The organism is Brevibacillus sp. DP1.3A, from assembly GCF_013284245.2.
Taxonomy (GTDB): domain Bacteria; phylum Bacillota; class Bacilli; order Brevibacillales; family Brevibacillaceae; genus Brevibacillus.
Genome location: NZ_CP085876.1, coordinates 5,590,001 through 5,606,266, shown reverse-complemented (window position 1 = coordinate 5,606,266; position 16,266 = coordinate 5,590,001). Strand labels below are relative to the sequence as shown.

18 protein-coding genes and 1 riboswitch (1 of these 19 running past the window's edge) are annotated in these 16,266 nt (G+C 47.7%); of the genes, 13 read left to right on the top strand and 5 right to left on the bottom strand.

Going from position 1 to position 16,266, the window contains the following annotated elements:
• Positions 1 to 141: 141 nt before the first annotated feature.
• Entirely contained in the window at positions 142 to 282 is a 141-nt protein-coding gene (locus HP399_RS25795; protein WP_007729817.1) for a hypothetical protein, read from the bottom strand.
• 79 nt (positions 283 to 361) lie between these two features.
• Positions 362 to 1,648 (bottom strand): glutamate-1-semialdehyde 2,1-aminomutase, encoded by a 1,287-nt coding sequence (locus HP399_RS25790; RefSeq protein WP_217367596.1) that lies wholly within the window; start codon positions 1,646 to 1,648, stop codon positions 362 to 364.
• Positions 1,649 to 1,813: 165 nt separating this feature from the next.
• Between HP399_RS25790 and HP399_RS25785 the strand changes: the two genes are divergently transcribed.
• The 6 genes from HP399_RS25785 (at position 1,814) to proS (ending at position 8,481) form a co-directional block, all read left to right on the top strand.
• Positions 1,814 to 2,656: a protein phosphatase 2C domain-containing protein gene (locus tag HP399_RS25785; RefSeq protein ID WP_228088359.1), complete on the top strand. Its 843-nt coding sequence runs from the start codon at positions 1,814 to 1,816 to the stop codon at positions 2,654 to 2,656.
• Between the two features lie 89 nt (positions 2,657 to 2,745).
• A complete protein-coding gene (locus HP399_RS25780; RefSeq protein ID WP_173618017.1) occupies positions 2,746 to 3,756 on the top strand; it encodes an ABC transporter ATP-binding protein in 1,011 nt (336 codons plus the stop codon).
• A complete protein-coding gene (locus HP399_RS25775) occupies positions 3,749 to 4,543 on the top strand; it encodes an ABC transporter permease (RefSeq protein ID WP_007729824.1) in 795 nt (264 codons plus the stop codon). The genes HP399_RS25780 and HP399_RS25775 overlap by 8 nt, the downstream gene beginning before the upstream one ends.
• Before the next feature lie 3 nt (positions 4,544 to 4,546).
• Positions 4,547 to 5,344, top strand: a complete 798-nt coding sequence (locus HP399_RS25770; RefSeq protein WP_007729827.1) for an ABC transporter permease — start codon at positions 4,547 to 4,549, stop codon at positions 5,342 to 5,344.
• Between the two features lie 357 nt (positions 5,345 to 5,701).
• A riboswitch (FMN riboswitch) is annotated at positions 5,702 to 5,856 on the top strand.
• A 233-nt stretch (positions 5,857 to 6,089) separates the two neighbouring features.
• Positions 6,090 to 6,701 carry an ECF transporter S component gene (locus HP399_RS25765; protein WP_173618016.1) on the top strand — a complete coding sequence of 204 codons (612 nt, stop codon included), beginning with the start codon at positions 6,090 to 6,092 and terminating at the stop codon, positions 6,699 to 6,701.
• 313 nt (positions 6,702 to 7,014) lie between these two features.
• A complete protein-coding gene (proS, locus tag HP399_RS25760; RefSeq protein ID WP_173618015.1) occupies positions 7,015 to 8,481 on the top strand; it encodes a proline--tRNA ligase in 1,467 nt (488 codons plus the stop codon).
• A gap of 52 nt (positions 8,482 to 8,533) precedes the next feature.
• Here proS and HP399_RS25755 read toward each other — a convergent pair whose 3' ends face one another.
• Together HP399_RS25755 and HP399_RS25750 are read right to left on the bottom strand one after the other, a co-directional pair.
• Positions 8,534 to 9,172, bottom strand: coding sequence for an HAD family hydrolase (locus HP399_RS25755; protein WP_173618014.1), 639 nt, complete (start codon positions 9,170 to 9,172; stop codon positions 8,534 to 8,536).
• Between the two features lie 63 nt (positions 9,173 to 9,235).
• Positions 9,236 to 9,853 carry a winged helix-turn-helix domain-containing protein gene (locus HP399_RS25750; protein ID WP_173618013.1) on the bottom strand — a complete coding sequence of 206 codons (618 nt, stop codon included), beginning with the start codon at positions 9,851 to 9,853 and terminating at the stop codon, positions 9,236 to 9,238.
• Between the two features lie 156 nt (positions 9,854 to 10,009).
• Here HP399_RS25750 and bcp point away from each other — a divergent pair, with 156 nt between their 5' ends.
• From bcp to HP399_RS25730, 4 genes are read left to right on the top strand one after another with little or no spacing between them, the layout of a single operon-like run.
• On the top strand, positions 10,010 to 10,480 hold the full coding sequence (bcp, locus tag HP399_RS25745; RefSeq protein WP_173618012.1) for a thioredoxin-dependent thiol peroxidase: 471 nt from the start codon (positions 10,010 to 10,012) through the stop codon (positions 10,478 to 10,480).
• Between the two features lie 42 nt (positions 10,481 to 10,522).
• Positions 10,523 to 11,575 (top strand): M42 family metallopeptidase, encoded by a 1,053-nt coding sequence (locus tag HP399_RS25740; RefSeq protein WP_173618011.1) that lies wholly within the window; start codon positions 10,523 to 10,525, stop codon positions 11,573 to 11,575.
• A gap of 9 nt (positions 11,576 to 11,584) precedes the next feature.
• Positions 11,585 to 12,346, top strand: coding sequence for a class I SAM-dependent methyltransferase (locus tag HP399_RS25735; protein ID WP_173618010.1), 762 nt, complete (start codon positions 11,585 to 11,587; stop codon positions 12,344 to 12,346).
• A gap of 25 nt (positions 12,347 to 12,371) precedes the next feature.
• Complete coding sequence (locus HP399_RS25730; RefSeq protein ID WP_173618009.1) at positions 12,372 to 12,920, top strand: cob(I)yrinic acid a,c-diamide adenosyltransferase; 549 nt, start codon at positions 12,372 to 12,374, stop codon at positions 12,918 to 12,920.
• Between the two features lie 37 nt (positions 12,921 to 12,957).
• On the opposite strand, the gene HP399_RS25725 is transcribed toward HP399_RS25730, so the two are convergent.
• Positions 12,958 to 13,869: a complex I NDUFA9 subunit family protein gene (locus tag HP399_RS25725; RefSeq protein ID WP_173618008.1), complete on the bottom strand. Its 912-nt coding sequence runs from the start codon at positions 13,867 to 13,869 to the stop codon at positions 12,958 to 12,960.
• 118 nt (positions 13,870 to 13,987) lie between these two features.
• Between HP399_RS25725 and nth the strand changes: the two genes are divergently transcribed.
• The 3 genes from nth to HP399_RS25710 all read left to right on the top strand — a co-directional run.
• Complete coding sequence (gene nth / locus HP399_RS25720; RefSeq protein WP_172142485.1) at positions 13,988 to 14,671, top strand: endonuclease III; 684 nt, start codon at positions 13,988 to 13,990, stop codon at positions 14,669 to 14,671.
• A 153-nt stretch (positions 14,672 to 14,824) separates the two neighbouring features.
• The gene (perR, locus tag HP399_RS25715) at positions 14,825 to 15,259 is read left to right on the top strand and encodes a peroxide-responsive transcriptional repressor PerR (protein ID WP_047073745.1); all 435 of its coding nucleotides are present in this window, start codon (positions 14,825 to 14,827) and stop codon (positions 15,257 to 15,259) included.
• Between the two features lie 273 nt (positions 15,260 to 15,532).
• Positions 15,533 to 16,266, top strand: partial view of a glycosyl hydrolase family 18 protein gene (locus tag HP399_RS25710; RefSeq protein ID WP_173618007.1) — the start only. It continues 1,000 nt past the right edge of the window; only the first 734 of its 1,734 coding nucleotides appear in the window; its start codon is at positions 15,533 to 15,535; its stop codon lies beyond the right edge, outside the window.

The following is a 16,266-nucleotide window of genomic DNA, read 5'->3' as shown; positions in this document are numbered from 1 at the left end:
TATTCATGTATACGAATAAGTCCTATGACAGTTTCACTATTTTATTGTACAATCTCTGACCATTATTGACAATGTTGCTGTATGCGAAAAAAACAGACACATTCCTCGTCATCATGATTGGGAATGTGTCTGTTTTGATGTTTACCTATCGTGATTTTGAGTTTTGTGATGCTCGGTTTTTCGCGGGTTTTGAAAGCCGGTCACTTCGAGCATTTTACTGCTCATTTTGGAATCCAACGTCTTTTCAGGAGCCTGCGGATATGATTTTTCACCTTTGGACACCGAAATATCCTCCTCGAAAACATAATCGCGAACAGGCTTATTATTTCCTTGGACGGATGCGAAAGGACGTGGGAATGGTTTACAGCTGAGAAAAGGCGCGGTCTACCGCTGCGATGGTGTATTGAATGTCTTCTTCTGTATGAGCTGTCGTCACGAACCAAGCTTCATATTTAGATGGTGCCAGGCATACACCTTCATTCAGCATCAGCTGGAAGAAGCGGGCAAAAATTTCTCCATTCGCTTTCTGAGCTGCATCATAATCATGAACAGGCTCGTCCGTAAAGTAAACTGCCAATGCCCCTTTTACACGATTGAGCTGGATGGTTACGCCGTGTTTGTTTGCCGCTTCGATGATTCCGTTCGCAAGCATGGCACCCAATCGTTCGAATTCATCGTACACACCCGGCTGCTTCAATACTTCCAGGCAAGCAATTCCCGCACGGATGGAAGCAGGATTACCAGCCATTGTTCCTGCTTGATACGCAGGTCCGAGTGGGGCGACTTGCTCCATGATTTCCCGACGTCCGCCATAAGCGCCTATTGGCAGACCGCCACCGATAATTTTGCCCAATGCAGTCAGATCAGGCTCGACTCCGAGGAGGTTTTGTGCTCCACCATAGCTGAAGCGGAAGGCCGTAATCACTTCATCGTAGACAACAAGCGCGCCTGCTTCGTGAGTGATGCGGTTAACCTCTTCCAGGAAGCCAGGCTCAGGTGCCACGATACCGAAGTTGCCGACAATCGGCTCAACGAGGACGCAAGCCGTTTCGCTTCCCCATTTGCTTATAGCTTCTGCGTATGCTTCGATATTATTAAAAGGTACGGTAATGACTTCGCTGGCAATGCTTTGTGGAATACCTGCACTGTCCGGAATCCCCAAGGTAGATGGTCCGGAGCCGGCAGCAACGAGCACTAAATCAGAGTGGCCGTGGTAGCAGCCTGCGAATTTGATGATTTTGACACGACCGGTATAGGCACGTGCTACACGAATGCAGGTCATGACTGCTTCTGTACCGGAGTTATTGAATCGAATGCGCTCCATCGAAGGGATTGCTTCGCGGATCATGTTTGCGAAGGTAATTTCCCATGGAGTAGGAGTACCGTACAGGGTTCCGTTGGCAGCTGCTTCGCAAATCGCTTTGGTCACATGTGGATGTGCATGGCCAGTAATGATGGGGCCATATGCTGCTAAATAGTCAATATATCGATTGCCGTCCACGTCCCAGAAATACGCGCCCTGGGCACGTTCCATCGTTACGGGTGCTCCCCCGCCTACAGCCTTGAAAGAGCGGGAAGGGCTGTTCACCCCGCCTAGAATGACGTCGAGTGCTTCCTCGTGCAGTTGCGCGGATCGTTCACGTTTCATGCATATTCCCTCTTTTCTGTTGGAACTACCTCTTTTGGAAAAAGTCCTTCATTATCTTACCACAGCTGTTCAACAACTGGATATGAACGGAGAGCTATAGATGAAGAAAAGGAAAAATGATACAATTTTCAAGCAAATCACTCCATGGGTAAAGGCGGGGTCATCATGAAACTTGAGTGCATCTCCATGAAAGGAAGCGGCAAAAGCAATGAGGACGCCTATGTGATTCAGCAGGTCAAGCATGTGTATGCGGTCATCGACGGCATTACGTCGCTGATCCCGTATGAGAACGCAGCAGGACAGACAGGTGGAGCTATCGCTGCAGAGCTCGTAAAAAAGCAGCTGGAAGCAATGCCGGAGGATGTAGCTTTGCGCGATTATTTGGAGACGATAAACGAAGCACTTCAGGAGCATATGCAGCAAAGCGGCATCGATCTTGAGAAAAAGGAAGCATTGTGGGGAGCGGCCTGTGCAGTCGTCCGTGTAGGAGATGCCCATATCGAGTACGCGCAGTTGGGAGATTGCATGATATTTGTCGTTTATGATGATGAGACTGTGCGACCCCTGACACATACGCAAGTCAGCCATTTGGAACAGGCAGCCTTGGCGAAGTGGGAAGAAGGAATCAAAGAAGGATTGTGTACCCGAACAGAGCTGTACGAACGATGTATGGACATCCTGATCCATAACCGCTATCAGGCGAATGGACCAGGAGGCTATGGCGTATTGAATGGCGATGTTGCCTGTCGGGATTTTATCGAGTATGGACGCATCAATCGAGTTGGCGTGAAGGCATTGGTGCTGGCAACGGATGGTCTTTTCATGCCGAGAGCTTTAGGTGAAGCACAGCCGAAGTGGGAAGAGACGGTGCTGCCAATCGTACATAAAGGGCTGCAACGTTATACAGACGATCTCATCTCTCTGGAAAACAAAGATCCCGAATGCATACGCTATATCCGCTTCAAAAAGTCAGACGACAAAACGGGAATGATCCTTAATCTTCATTAACAGTTTGGTGCAGTTTGCCTTTTGCACAAATCGATTGGCTCATATACACTACAAATGGTATTTAAGCGAAGAAAAAAGGACGGTTTTCCATGATTCAAGTAAATCATTTACAAAAGGATTTCCGCATCCATCAGTCCAGACCGGGCCTTGGTGGTGCTTTTCGTGATTTGTTTAGTCGGGAGTACAAGACGGTAAATGCGGTGGATGACCTTTCCTTTACAGTAGAGGAAGGGGAAATGTTCGCGCTGATTGGGGAAAATGGTGCCGGAAAATCGACCACGATCAAGATGCTGACAGGTATCTTGACCCCGAGCGACGGCGAAATCGTCATTAACGGCTATGTGCCTTTCAAGCAGCGTGAAGAGTATGTTCGATCCATCGGAGTTGTTTTCGGGCAGCGCTCTCAGCTTTGGTGGGACCTATCTCCGCTAGAGTCCTTCCGTCTGTTGAAAAGTGTTTATAAGGTTGACGATGCAGAAGGAGAAAAGTGGTTGGAGCGTTTGATTGAGGAGCTGGATATTTCTCCATTCGTCAGTCAGCCAGTACGCAAGTTGAGTCTCGGACAACGGATGCGCTGTGAAGTGGCTGCTTCATTGATTCATAAGCCACGTCTGCTGTTTCTCGATGAACCGACAGTTGGACTCGATGTGCTCGTTAAGCAAAAAATCCGTGAGTTTCTCCGCAATCTGAATGAGACGGAAAATATGACGATCTTGTTGACGACTCACGATGTATCAGACATCGAAGCACTCTGTAAACGCGTGCTTGTCATGGACAAAGGGAAGCTGATCTTCGATGGCTTGCTGAATGACCTCAAGGAAAAATGGGGCAATGGCACAGAGGTGTCCTTCCAAATGAAAAAGCGTACTTCAACAGCCGCACTTCGTCAGGCATTGGGAGAGATGCCTTGTGAGATCAAGCAAATCAATGATTTTACCCTTAGTGTAAAAGTAGCGCGAAGTCAGGAAATGCTGCCCTTTGTTTTGTCGACAGTCATGTCATCGTTTGAAGTCAGCGATGTGAAAATTGAGGAGACGAGCACAGAGGATATCGTTCGCAACATTTATTCCTCAGACCAAGAGGTAGCTAGCCATGCGTAAGCTTTATATGGAACTCATCCGCATGAGGTTTTTGACGATGCTTGCCTATCGTGTGAACTATTACAGCGGGATCATTATCTACGCGATTAACATCGGTGCGTACTACTTTTTATGGGGAGCAATCTACGGAGGCCAGCAGCAGCTGGGCGGGCTTACGGTGGAACAGATGACTTCCTACGTTGCGATTGCTTGGATGTCGCGGGCGTTTTATTTTAACAACATCGATACAGAAATAGCCCAGGACGTCCGAGAAGGCAAGGTCGCGATCGAAATGATACGCCCTTATAATTACTTGTCCGTGAAAACGGCGCAGGCGTTTGGGGAAGGGATCTTTCGCTTTCTCTTTTTCGCGGGTCCAGGGATCTTCCTTATCAGCCTGATCATTCCATTCAGCTTCCCGGCGACAGCGACTGGATGGGGGCTTTATTTGATCAGCTTGATGTGTGCGTTTTTGATCAATACACAAATCAATCTGGTAACAGGCTTGCTGACTTTCTTCCTGTTCCGAAACGATGGCATGATGCGAGCCAAGCGGGTCGTGGTGGATCTGTTGTCTGGTCTCGTGCTGCCGATCAGCTTTTTCCCGGGCTGGGCGCAAACGGTAATGGGTTATCTCCCATTTCAGGCGGTCAACTACTATCCGAGCCTGATCTTCACAGGTGCGATTACAACGGAGCGTTCCTGGGAATTGATCGGTTTTCAGGTCATTTGGATGTTTGTCATACTGGTTCCCATCTTGGTGATGTGGCGTCTTGCCCGCAACAAGCTGGTTGTGCAAGGAGGGTAGAGCATGCAGAACATGAGACATATTTTCAGTATTTTTGCCGACTACCTGAGCCAGTACTTCAAGACGAGACTTGCCTATCGAACGGATTTTATCGGGGATTTTGTGTCCAATCTGGTTTCTGAGTTGATCAATCTCGTCTTTATTATTGTCGTGTTCACGCATGTTCCGCTTATGGGGGATTGGACGCGTGACGAGATTATCTTTATCTATGGTTTCTTTTTGGTTCCATACGCGTTGTTCTCGATGTTCTTCGGTTTTTGGGACTTCAACGAAAGGTATATCATCCGGGGCGAGATGGATCGCATCCTGACGAGACCGATTCACAATCTGGCACAGGTGTGTCTCGAGTCGATTGCACCAGACCGTATTTTTGGAGTCATAACCGGGATCATCATCATGGGGTATGCTGCCATTCAACTCGATTTGTCGTTTTACTGGTACGACGTGTTCATCTTTATCGGGCTCTCGATCAGCGGGGCACTGATTTACGGTGGCGTGTATACTGCGATTGCTGCGGTTAGCTTCTTTTCCGACTCGCGGACAGGGATTGCCCCGATGATTTACAACATCCAGCAATATGGGCGCTATCCGGTAGACGTGTACAACAAGGCGATTCGCTTTGTGCTCACCTACGTGCTGCCGTTTGCCTTCGTGGGTGTTTATCCGGCGGCTTACTTTTTGCGCAAGGAAGTCTGGTACACATATGCGGCAATGACGCCGGTAGTGGCTGTTATTTTCTTCGGGATTGGGCTGTTAGTCTGGAACTGGGGAGTCACGAAATATCGGGGAGCGGGTTCATAGGGGCGTATTGATACAAATAGCGCTTCTTGATGATTTATAATCCGAAGTCGTTGTGGTAATATTGGATGTAACGAGATCTAAAAGCATAAAGTAAAAAAAGACCGTCCCGGCTGCAACCGAAACGGTCGATACAATAGGCGCTTCCCGCAAAGGGGTGCGGCTCAATACTATGTTGTGAAATAGACCGCAGAGCTGTCAACTCAAGGGCGGTCTATTTCTTTTTGGTCAAGGTAACAACCAAGCCGATCACCTTTATCCCTACTAAACAAATAGGAAAAATAAACAAAAGTGTCGAGCTGGCAGTTTCCTCTATTGTCAAATCAAAAAACAGCAGTATAATATGCTGTATACAACTACACATTCCTTCGGGGCAGGGTGAAATTCCCGACCGGCGGTGATCATGCTTTATGCATGTTAAGCCCGCGAGCCTCCCGAGCTGAAAGTAGCGACGGAGTGCAGGATCTGGTGTGATTCCAGAGCCGACAGTACAGTCTGGATGGGAGAAGGATGACGACAGTACGTTTATCACACGTGCTTGTTTGCCTGTGCAAACGGGATGAGAACGTAGAGGCCAGCCCTTTAGTTTCTTGTACCTTTTATTTGTGCATGGTTTGTCATACGCTTGCAAATGCCCTGTGGAACTTATAGCCACAGGGTTTATTCTGTTTGTGTAACAAGACGTGTGAGCTTACAACGACTGTTGCCATTCCTCAAGAAGGAGTAGAAAAATGAGGAGATGGTAAACATGAAAGAAACAGCGCTGCATTCTTCGCGCATACGTGCAACCCAAAAGCTGGTGACGATTCCCATGCTGGCGGCCGTTGCATTTATTCTGCAGTATCTCGAGGTTCCTGTTCCGCTGATGCCAAGCTTTTTGAAGCTCGACTTCAGTACACTCCCGGCATTGATCGGGGGACTCATGTACGGACCTGTAGCCGGCGTTATTATCGAGGTACTGAAAAATACACTGCATATGCTCTTCAAAAATACAGACGGTCTTTTGATCGGTGAACTCGCAAACGTCGTAGCAGGATCAAGCTTTATTTTTGCGGCTGTCTACATGCAGCGTCTGGGCCAAGGCAAAAAAGGCTTCCTGACTGGTCTCGCTCTGGGAACGATTTTGATGACGATTGTCATGGCTGTGGCAAATGCTTATGTGCTGTTGCCTGCGTACGCTGTGCTTTATCAAATGCCGATTGAACAGCTCTTGACCATGTTCAATGCGACAAGTATCTGGTCATTGGTTCTGTACGGAATCGTCCCATTCAATCTCTTCAAAGGTGTTATGATTTCAGTGGTTGCGTATCCGATCTATGTGAAGCTCGGCTCAAGAATCGCTGCGCATACCAACAATTGACAACTACGATGTGACTCGCTAATATGTTTAGTTAATAGATAGTCACAAAAGGCTATGAAAGGACCCGCAGCTATTCCTACGTGACAGAGAGTCGGCCCTAGTCTGGAAGGCTGATACGTAAAGGATAACTGCACCCCATCCTGAAGCCGCTGGTGAAGAGCTTAGCCGGATGCCCACCGTTATCGGGTTATCGAGAGGACTATGGCGTATGCTGTAGTCAATCAGGGTGGTACCGCGGAAGTTGATCCTCCGTCCCTTTTTGGGATGGGGGATTTTTTGCATTTTACGTAAGAACAAAAAGGAGCGTAGACGGATGAAAGAGGACAAAGCGTTTGTAAAAGAAATTACACCGCAATCGGAGGATTTTTCGCGTTGGTACATCGATGCCATCAAAAAGGCGGATTTGATGGACTACACACCGGTACGCGGCTGCATCGTGTTCAAGCCGGATGGTTTTGAGCTATGGGAGCGAATTCAAGAGGCGATGAATAAACGCTTCAAGGAGACAGGGCATCGCAATGCCTATTTCCCGATGTTGATCCCCGAGTCCTTCTTTCAAAAAGAAAAAGAGCATATCGAGGGCTTCAATCCAGAGCTGCCTTGGGTAACAGAGGCTGGGGGCGAGCCGTTAGAGGAAAAGCTCGCGCTACGTCCAACCTCCGAGACGATCATTGGACATATGTACAGCCAATGGATTCAGAGCTACCGCGACCTGCCTGTATTAATCAACCAATGGGCAAACGTTTTTCGTTGGGAAAAGCGGACGATGCCGTTCTTGCGGACATCAGAATTTCTCTGGCAGGAAGGCCACACGGCACATGCGACAGAGGAGGAAGCTCGTCAGGAAACGATGCAAATGCTGGAGATTTACCGAGAGGTCGTCGAGCAGGAGCTGGCCATTCCGGTTTGGAAGGGACAAAAAACACCGAGTGAACGCTTTGCCGGTGCTGTTGACACGTATTCCATTGAAGCGATGATGAAGGATGGCAAAGCAGTGCAAGCGGGCACCTCGCACTATTTGGGCGATAAATTCGCGCGCGGCTTTGAAATCAAGTTTTTGGATCGTGACAATCAGTTCAAGTACGTTCACACCACATCATGGGGAACCTCTACACGACTGATTGGTTCGATGATCATGGTGCATGGCGATGACCGCGGTCTAGTGTTGCCGCCTCGCATGGCTCCGACACAGGTTATTATGATCCCAGTCGGTCCGATGAAGCTGCGCGAGAAAGTCATGGAGGCGTTTGATCCACTTTTTGACGAGATCAAGGCCGCAGGCGTGCGTGTCCGTGCTGATCTTCGTGAAGAAACACCAGGCTGGAAGTTCAATGAGTGGGAAATGCGCGGGGTTCCTCTACGTCTGGAGCTCGGCCCGCGTGACGTGGAAAATGGTCAAGTAATTCTGGCTCGTCGTGATACAGGGGAGAAGGTGACGGTTTCACTTGAAGGTATCGCGCAGACAGTTGTTCAACTGTTGGAAGAGATTCAGCAAAATATGTTCCAAAAAGCACTAGCCTTTCGTGATGAGAACTCACATTTGGGGATCGATACACTGGAGCAGCTATCCGCTCATATTGCAAAAAGCGAGAGCGAAAACAAAACGAGCGGATGGGTGTTAGCCGGCTGGTGTGGGGATGATGCTTGTGAATCGAAGATCAAAGAGGAAACCAAGTTCACTTCTCGCAACATCCCGTTTGAGCCTCCTGTACAAAAGAATGCCTGCATTTGCTGCGGCAAAGAGTCACAGCATAGCGTCTGGTTCGGACGGGCGTATTAATCAAAAAAAGGGTGTGTCCACGCTTCGGCGGCAGGGCACACCCTTTTTTCATCTAGCGCTTGAGTATCCAATCGGTAAACGCTTGCACATCCGTAAAGTGGTAGTCAGGCTCGGGATCGAATTTTCCCGACTTTTGTGTAACCAAAAGCCAATCCACACCGACTGTTCGCAAACCAGCGGCTCGACCAGCCAACACGTCAGCATCACTGTCACCTACGAAAATGGTTTCCGCAGGCGTAGCGCCTAGTTGTTTCATAGCAGTAAAAATACCTTCTGGATGAGGCTTTGGATGTGTGACCTCATCCCCTGTGATCACGACGGAAAAATACGAATCTAATCCCCATTCTCGAAGGGAGATGTCAGCGCTTTTGCGCCCTTTTCCTGTTACGATTCCCATTTGGATACCTGCTGCGTGAAGTTCATCGAGCATGCTTCGGATATTTTCAGGATTTTGTACGCGGGAGTGTTCATCTGTGTATACACGAAAAAAATGAGCGAGGGCGTTGTCATGCGCATGTGAGGGAAGCTTGTTTTGCAAAATGCCTGTCTCTGTGGGGCCAAAGAGAGCTACAATTTGCTCGTCGGTATAATGCTCTTGTAAAAACTGCTGAAAGGTAGAGCGAAAAGCGGTGAAGATCAAGGGGAGGGTATCGGCAACTGTGCCATCGAAATCAAACAAGATCGTCCGCATGGGAGTCCTCCTTTGATTAGAAAATGAAAGAAAACCATCGTATCTGATGGTTTTCTTGGTGACTTACTCATCCGAATCATCAAAAGGATCATCTGAATCATCTGTTGGGTCAGCTGGAGTCAATGGGAACAGGGTGTCGAAAAACTTGAATTTTCGACGGCCAGATTCCTTTTTGAACCCTTTGTACTTTTGTAACAGCTCAGAGATGTCTTCTACAAATTGATTACGTTCCTCTTGACTCAAATAAAATTCAGTCAAATTATAAGCAAACGTATTTTGATACTCTTTCCTAACATCTTGGTCGCTTGCGACGAAGCGATTGAGAGTTCGCATGAGGTCCTTTTCCGTAGTACGAAACGGAGTAAACATGACATCACTTAATTGTTGAGCGTTTTCTTCAATCATCAATTGGAGCTTGACCTGAATGACCTTGGCAACAGGCTCATAATATTTCTCCACAATAGAGCCTTTTACCCGGGTATCCACCTGCTCAAGCAGCCCAACACGCACGAGCTCCTTCACATGGTAATGTAGCCGTGCAGCATTTTCGCCTAGTTCTGTAGCGATTTGTTTGGCCGTTCTGGGCTCCAAATCTTCAAAGAGTTCCAAAATTTTAACCCGTTCCGCTATAGCAAGCGATTTTAGCGCTTCTGGATCTGTTACTTCAAAAAACTCTTTCATGCGAATTCACCATCCAACTGACTAGGCCAAATTTTATTTTTTTTTATTCTATCCTTTTCTGAATCAAAGCGCAACTTGTATGCGGATGAAGTGACTACTAGATTGTGGTAAAATGGGACCAGCGAAAACAGGACATTATTGAGAGGAGGGAAAAGTTTGACGGCAGTAGGACAAGCTGCACCTGCATTTACTTTGCAGGCGAGCGACAATCAGACCATCTCACTTTCCCAATTTCATGGACAAAATGTGGTGCTTTATTTTTATCCGAAGGACCAAACGCCGACATGTACCACAGAAGCATGCGACTTTCGTGACTTCCATTCGGGCTTTGCTGAGCTGAATACAGTTGTTCTCGGGATCAGTCCGGATTCTGTGAAATCGCATGACAAATTTATCGCGAAGCACGAATTGCCTTTTCCACTTCTGGCAGATCCGGATCACCAGGTGGCAGAGGCTTATGGTGTGTGGGCATTGAAAAAAATGTACGGAAGAGAGTACATGGGCATAGAACGCACGACATTCGTCATCGACAAAGAAGGCAACATTGCAAAAGTGTGGCCAAAGGTAAAGGTCAAAGGACATGTGCAGGAAGTGCTTCAATTTATTAAGGATGAACTTCAATCTTAACGTAACGTTTATTTCGCAATGGGCGAATGGAGGAACATACAGATGAGTGTATCCACGGAATATGTTGTAGAAAGCTTTTGCCAATTGGCGAACATCCCAAGTCCATCTGGCAATACGGAAAAAGTAATGGCCTGGGTTGCACAAGAGTTAGAAAAGCTTGGCGTTTCCTATAAACGGACAAACAAAGGGGTAATCGTGGCAACAGTAGCGGGGGCAAATAACGAAAAGGCAAGACTCTTGACAGCTCACGTCGATACGCTGGGCGCGATGGTAAAAGAAATAAAGAGCAACGGGCGTTTGAAGCTGACCTTGATCGGCGGCTTTGCATTCAATGCGATTGAAGGGGAGCACTGCGCTGTAGAGACTAGCAGCGGTCGTCTTGTAACCGGTACCATTTTGTCCACCAAAGCTTCTGTGCATGTATACAGCTCAGAAGCGGGGAAAGCGGAGCGCAATGATGCGAACATGGAAGTCCGACTGGATGAAAAGGTCACAAACAAAGAGCAAGTATTGGAACTTGGGATTTCCGTCGGAGATTTCGTCTCCTTTGATCCTCGCGTGACTGTAACGGATAGCGGCTTTATTAAGTCCCGTCATATCGATGACAAAGCAAGCGTAGCTGTGCTGTTAGGGGTTCTGAAAGAACTGAGTGAATCCAACGTGAAGCTGCCTTACACCACGCACTTTTTTATCAGCAATAATGAAGAGATCGGCTACGGCGGCAACTCCAGCATCCCTGACAACGTGGTGGAGTACCTGGCTGTCGACATGGGCGCGATTGGGGATGGGCAGACGACAGATGAGTATTGCGTGTCCATTTGTGCGAAGGATTCCACAGGACCTTACCACTACGGATTGCGCAGCCATCTGACCAAGCTCGCACAAGCGAACGGTCTGAACTACCAAGTGGACATTTATCCCTACTATGGTTCTGACGCAAGTGCTGCACTGAGAGCTGGATATGACGTTGTCCATGGTTTGATCGGACCGGGAGTAGATGCATCCCATTCCCATGAACGTACACATAAAGAAGCGCTCGACAACACGGCAAAGCTCGTTATGGCCTACCTTCAATCAGAAGAAATGCAAGCATAGGAGGACCAGATGAGCAATATGTATCAATGGGCTGACTACTATGACCTCACTCAACGCGGTGTTGCGGGTGACGTTGAGTTCTATCTGGAACAAGCCAAGCTGGCAGGGGGAAAAGTGCTGGATCTCGCTTGCGGCACGGGAAGAATCAGCATTCCGATGGCGCAGGCTGGCATCGACGTTACTGGAATTGACCTATCCCAGGATATGTTGGCAAGGGCTCAGGTAAAAGCAGAGGAACAAGGTGTAACATCCGGCTTGAAGCTATTGCAGGGGGATATGCGCACCTTTGACCTGCAGGAGTCATTTTCGCTGATCATGATTCCTTTTCGGTCGTTTTTGCACCTGTTGCATGTTCAAGAGCAAATGAAGGCATTGACGTGCATTCGCAAGCATCTGGCTCCAGGCGGGAAGTTCATCATGAACGTGTTTGTGCCCAAGATTCATCATTTTTACGAGGAAAATGAAAAAATGTCCTTGCGTGGCACCTATCCACTTCCGTCGGGGGAAGAGGTTGCGATGTGGGATTACACCCGTTATGACCATTTTCAGCAACTGTCCGAAGTAACACGTATATACGAGCGTACGGATGTACAGGGAGTTGTGACGGAACGGGTGAGGGGCCGATTTACTCTCCGCTATATTTTCCCCGCGGAGCTTCATCATCTGCTTCGCTTAAACGGCTTGAAGGTCACACAACGATACGGTTCTTTTGCAAAGACACCTTTTGATGCAAATAGCTCAGAATTGATTCTGGTCGCAGAAGCTTTGTAAACGGAACCTGTGGAGGGGATACGGAATGAAGATTTATACAAAGTCAGGGGATAAAGGTGAGACGTCACTGGTTGCAGGTGTCCGCGTGCCAAAGTTTGCAGACCGTGTAGAGGCATATGGTACGTGCGATGAAGCCAACTCGCAGATTGGATTGGCCCTGGCCCTGTTGCCTGCGACAGAAGAATGGAAGGAATTGCAGGATGTTTTCCATGTCATTCAGACAAAGCTGTTCCATGTAGGGGCTGAGCTGGCGACGCCAGAAGGCAAAAAGGTAGGTTGGCCAATTGCAGAAGAGGACGTTACTTTTCTGGAAGAGCAAATTGACATGTTAGATGCAAAGTTGCCTCCACTCACCAATTTTATTTTGCCTGGCGGACATCCGGCAGCGGCTGCCTTCCATGTTTCGCGTACGGTCGTCAGACGTGCAGAGCGCAAAGCAGTCCATGTGGCACAGCAGGAGCAGGTAAACCCGTCCGTGGTCAAATACCTCAACCGATTGTCTGATTATCTGTTCGTTGTGGCTCGTCATATTAATAAAGAAACAGGTGCAGTAGAGAAAACGCTGCACGAATAGGCAAAAGCCCCCTGGATCAAGCAGGGGGCTTCTATTTTTATTTGGTACGCAGGTAAGTGGTGATTCCCGGGAGAAAGTCGATTTTCTCTGTGTGAAAAGTATCGTAGAGAAGCTTTCCGTCCTTACATGCGTTTCCTTCTAGCAGCATGGTGAGCTGCGTATTTGTAATCGGGAAAAATGGGAATCTCTCCATCATATTTACCACAGGCTTCATAAAAGCAAGGGGAATATGAATTTTATTGACCTTCCGCTTTCCGATAGCCTCGCCAATCGTATCTAGGATTTGTCCGTAGGAGAGTGGTTCGGGTCCACCTGTTTCGTAAGTTTGATTGGTTGCTTCTGGTCTGCTCAAGGCTTGGACGAATACATCGGCCACTGTCTTGCGAGCAACTGGCTGCAAAGGGTATGAGCCATCGCCAATGACCGGTGTGATAGGTAACCGAACCAGATCGGCGAGCATGTTCACGAATTCATCCCCAGGACCAAAAATAACAGATGGACGGAAAATGACGTACGGAATACCGCTTGCTTGCACAAGCTGCTCCGCTTCGTATTTGGTTCGGTGATAGGCGCTCGTGGCGTTTTCGCGTGCGCCCAGAGCACTCATATGGACAAAGCGCTTGATTCCAGCTTGCTTGGCGGCCTCCAGTACATTTTTTGTACCTTCTACATGGATACGAGAAAAGTGAATGCCTTTCCCCGGTTGTTCGCGAATAATTCCGACGAGGTGGATGACAGCATCGCAGCCTTGCATCGCTCTCATTAATGATTCTTTATCAAATAGATCGCCAGTTGCTTCCGTTATTTGCGCATTGGCGGATTCTTTGTAGGGAAGCTTACCTGTTGAACTAGCTCTGGTGAGGCAAACCGTCTCATATCCTTCTGCTTGCAAGCGCTCGAGTATACCTCGTCCAACAAACCCTGTGGCACCAGTCAGGAATACTTTCATGGAAAACCTCCTCCCGTTAAATACTTCCAGACTCATTGTACAACAGGTGCAGCTTGCGGTGCTATCGATCGCTGTGTTGACCAAGGCGGTATAATGTAGGGAAAAGGGGGATATATTTATGGCACAACGCAAAGTACCTGTTGCCGACATTTTGGATAATTTGCAGCAGCTTTATCCGGATGCGCACTGTGAATTGAATTATACAACCCCATTTGAACTTCTCATTGCGACCATTCTTTCTGCTCAATGTACAGATAAACGGGTGAATGAGATTACGGCACCCATGTTCCAGCAGCTAAACCAGCCGGAGCATTACCTTCATTTGACACAGGAAGAAATGGAAGAGCATATAAAAGGGCTCGGGTTGTATAAGAATAAGAGTAAAAACATTTTAGAGACCTGTAGAATCTTGTACGAAAAATACAATAGCGTCGTTCCACAAACGCATGCCGAGCTCGAAGCATTGCCGGGGGTAGGGAGAAAGACTGCAAATGTCGTTTTGTCCAATGCATTCGGGATTCCTGCGATCGCGGTGGATACGCATGTATTCCGCGTAGGAAACCGGTTAGGCCTTGCGAATAGCGACAATGTGGACGAAGTGGAGCGTCAGCTCATGAAGCGCATTCCGAAAGAGAAGTGGACGGATGCGCATCATTGGCTAATCTGGCACGGCAGACGTGTATGTTCGTCGCGCAATCCACAGTGCGGCAGCTGTACACTTCAATCCATGTGTAAGTTTGCACAGGCTGAAGCCAAAAAAGCCAAAAAACCTGCAACCAAAAAGCCTGCAAAAGCAAAGTAAAAACTTGATTTTCCACTTCTTTCTTTCCAAATCGGATGAATGGATATTGACAGTTTTCGCCGACTAGACGTACACTTATTTATAGTAATTCTAATCAATGACATTAGAGAAGCTTGTTCTTTTGTCTTGCGAAAGACTGTGGGGTGTAACAAGATGGTACAACGTGTGGAGAAAGCTGTTGAAATCCTGAAGAATACCGGGGTTCGCATGACACCTCAGCGCCATGCAATTTTGACCTATTTGCTGGAAACGATGACTCACCCGACGGCTGACGAAATATATAAAGCCCTTGAAGGCAAATTCCCGAATATGAGCGTTGCAACGATTTATAACAATCTACGAGTCTTTAAAGATGCTGGATTGGTTACAGAGCTCACTTACGGGGATGCGTCCAGCCGATTCGATGCCAATGTGGAAGAAGATCATTATCACGCGATCTGTTCCTCCTGTGGTGCGATCAGGGACTTCCACTTTCCGTATTTGCGGGATGCAGAAGTAGCTGCTTCCAAAGACATCGGCTTCAAAGTAACCGGACATCGTATGGAAGTTTATGGCGTTTGTGATTCCTGTCAAAAGAATCCCCACTAAGAATGTATTTGATGGATGAGCACCTCCTGCTTGAATCGGATAATCCCGGTGATGCAGGGGGTGTTTGCTTTTGGAGGACATAACCCTTTCTGTCGATATCTGTAACCTTTTGACTTTTCGTACGTCTTCTTCTTGGTAGGAAGCTTGTCCGTGAATTACCAGAATACAAAAGGTTGTGAATGGATTGAACCAACGCTATGATCGAAATAATCAGTCAAATCATACAGCCCAAGTCAGAAGACAGGCTTATGTACCGGGAAGCAGGTGGAGATTATGAGCAGGGAGTCAGGTAGAGCTCTGCGTCCAAGAAGAAGGAAACGACGGGTTTTTCGCACGCTGTTTTTGTTAAGCTTTCTCTTGTTGGCCATCTTCGGCAGCATTTACTGGTTTTTTGTGCTTCGTGCCTCAACTGAGCATGTGCAGCCGTATGATGGTGAGAAAAATGTGATTGTATACGAAGGCTCGCGGAAAGATTCCACGTATTTATTGGAATCAGAGCAAATATTACTGCCCTTTGATTTCATTAAAGAGAATATTGATCCTTTGATTTTTTGGGATGAGCCTACACGTTCTGTTATCGTCACGACGAAGGATAAGGTGCTTCGGATGGAGAGCGGAGAAGTTGTCGCCTATCTGAACAAAAAACCTGTGGATTTACTCGTTCCGGTAAAAGAGGTCGACGGCACACGCTATGTCCCGTTGGATCCTTTGGAAAAGCTGTATCCTTATTCTTTTGAGCGAAAAGCAGATACGGGTGTCCTAGTCGTCGAAAAAGAGGGCTACGAAATCCAGCAAGCAAAAGTGATCGCTGCCGAGGAAAAACAAGTAGTTCGTACCGGTGCTTCTCACCGAACCCCAATCGTAGCAGAGTTGTCCTCAGGAGAGGTTGTTGACGTTCTTGGCAAAAAGGAAAACTGGTATCGCATTTTGACCGCCTCAGGAGTAGGCGGATTCATTTCAGAGAAAAGTATTGAGATGACGGATGTGCGCAAAGTCCAGCTGGAGCA

Excerpts from the sequence above, each read along its gene's own strand:
- HP399_RS25790 (WP_217367596.1), bottom strand. The coding sequence starts at position 1,648 with ATGAAACGTGAACGATCCGCGCAACTGCACGAGGAAGCACTCGACGTC.
- HP399_RS25785 (WP_228088359.1), top strand. The coding sequence starts at position 1,814 with ATGAAACTTGAGTGCATCTCCATGAAAGGAAGCGGCAAAAGCAATGAG.
- HP399_RS25780 (WP_173618017.1), top strand. The coding sequence starts at position 2,746 with ATGATTCAAGTAAATCATTTACAAAAGGATTTCCGCATCCATCAGTCC.
- HP399_RS25775 (WP_007729824.1), top strand. The coding sequence starts at position 3,749 with ATGCGTAAGCTTTATATGGAACTCATCCGCATGAGGTTTTTGACGATG.
- HP399_RS25770 (WP_007729827.1), top strand. The coding sequence starts at position 4,547 with ATGCAGAACATGAGACATATTTTCAGTATTTTTGCCGACTACCTGAGC.
- HP399_RS25765 (WP_173618016.1), top strand. The coding sequence starts at position 6,090 with ATGAAAGAAACAGCGCTGCATTCTTCGCGCATACGTGCAACCCAAAAG.
- proS (WP_173618015.1), top strand. The coding sequence starts at position 7,015 with ATGAAAGAGGACAAAGCGTTTGTAAAAGAAATTACACCGCAATCGGAG.
- HP399_RS25755 (WP_173618014.1), bottom strand. The coding sequence starts at position 9,172 with ATGCGGACGATCTTGTTTGATTTCGATGGCACAGTTGCCGATACCCTC.
- HP399_RS25750 (WP_173618013.1), bottom strand. The coding sequence starts at position 9,853 with ATGAAAGAGTTTTTTGAAGTAACAGATCCAGAAGCGCTAAAATCGCTT.
- HP399_RS25740 (WP_173618011.1), top strand. The coding sequence starts at position 10,523 with ATGAGTGTATCCACGGAATATGTTGTAGAAAGCTTTTGCCAATTGGCG.
- HP399_RS25735 (WP_173618010.1), top strand. The coding sequence starts at position 11,585 with ATGAGCAATATGTATCAATGGGCTGACTACTATGACCTCACTCAACGC.
- HP399_RS25730 (WP_173618009.1), top strand. The coding sequence starts at position 12,372 with ATGAAGATTTATACAAAGTCAGGGGATAAAGGTGAGACGTCACTGGTT.
- HP399_RS25725 (WP_173618008.1), bottom strand. The coding sequence starts at position 13,869 with ATGAAAGTATTCCTGACTGGTGCCACAGGGTTTGTTGGACGAGGTATA.
- nth (WP_172142485.1), top strand. The coding sequence starts at position 13,988 with ATGGCACAACGCAAAGTACCTGTTGCCGACATTTTGGATAATTTGCAG.
- perR (WP_047073745.1), top strand. The coding sequence starts at position 14,825 with ATGGTACAACGTGTGGAGAAAGCTGTTGAAATCCTGAAGAATACCGGG.